Below are 1,355 nucleotides of genomic sequence, written 5' to 3'. Positions count from 1 at the left end.
CCGCCAGTTCCTGCGGACCGAGGTGAAGCCGCACGCCACCGGGTGGTGGAACGATTCAACCTTCCCGAAAGACCTCATTCCCAAGCTTGCCGAGCTGGACGTGATGAGCCCAGTCCGCCGGCAGGGGTACTCAAACCTGTTCGCCGGGCTAATGCACGCCGAGATCACCCGCGCCGATACCTCAATTGCCACCTTCCTGGGTGTTCACGACGGTCTGTTCACCGGATCAATCGAGGAGCTCGCGTCGCCGGAACAGCAGGAAGCCTGGCTGCCCGATATCTACTCGATGAAAAAGATCGGCGCTTTCGGGCTGACTGAACCTCTGGGCGGATCTGATGTCGCAGGCGGCACCCGCACCACGGCCCGCCGGGAAGGCGATAGCTGGATCATCAACGGCGCCAAACGGTGGATTGGCAACGCCACGTTCTCCGACTGGGTGGTCATCTATGCTCGCGATCTCGCCGATAACCAGGTCAAAGGCTTCCTCGTTGACACCACGCTCAAGGGCTATAGCGCCACCAAGATCGAGAATAAGATCGCGCTGCGCACCGTCGAAAACGCCGACATCACCCTCGACAACGTGGTGGTCCATGATGACTTCCACCTCAAAGGCGCCAACAGTTTCAAAGACACCAACAAGGTACTGAAGGTAACCCGCCTTTCGGTTGCGTGGCAGGCGGTAGGCCAGCAGCTCGCGGCATTTGATGTGGCACGGCGATATGCCGTCGAACGTCACCAGTTTGGCCGTCCGCTGGCCTCCTTCCAGCTGGTCCAGCAACAACTCGTCGAAATGCTGGGCAACACGGTCAGCTCAATGGGCATGATGGTCCGGCTGGCCCAGCTCGAGGACGAAGGGCAGGCCAAGGACGAGCAGTCGGCACTGGCCAAGGCTTTCACCACGGCGCGGATGCGCGAAACCGTCGCAATGGGCCGCAGCCTGCTGGGTGGAAACGGCATCGTCACGGACTACGAAATGGCCAAGATCTTCTCCGACGCCGAAGCGGTGTACTCCTACGAGGGCACCCACGAAATCAACACCCTCGTGACCGGGCGGGCCATCACCGGGATCGCCGCGTTCGTTTAGGCGGCTGGAATATCAGGGGGGCCTGAGCCTTCCGGGTGCCTGTCGCAGGACGTGCTGGATGGGGCCTTTCGCGTAATGACTGGGACGGGACGTCAGGGGCCGTGCAGCGGCAGCAGGACCGACGGCCTGCGGTCCAGCACATAATTGAGCGGATTGACGTACAGACCCCTCAGTCGCACGCCCCAATGAAGACATCCCGCGGGGCAGTGCGACCCGGCCGTTAGCGAAGCGACCGTCCCCAGCGTCTGGCCCTCCTCGACCGCCTCACCCC

Annotated in this window: 1 protein-coding gene; it reads left to right on the top strand. The window is 62.4% G+C overall.

The annotated features are described in order from the left end of the window. Window positions 1-1,084, top strand: a 1,084-nt coding sequence (locus K728_RS19065) for an acyl-CoA dehydrogenase family protein (RefSeq protein WP_443110960.1), incomplete at its 5' end; no start/stop codon positions are given. Window positions 1,085-1,355 lie beyond the last annotated feature (271 nt).

The organism is Arthrobacter sp. CAL618, assembly GCF_000468215.1.
Classification (GTDB): Bacteria; Actinomycetota; Actinomycetes; order Actinomycetales; family Micrococcaceae; genus Arthrobacter_D.
This window is presented reverse-complemented; position numbering and strand designations above follow the sequence as displayed.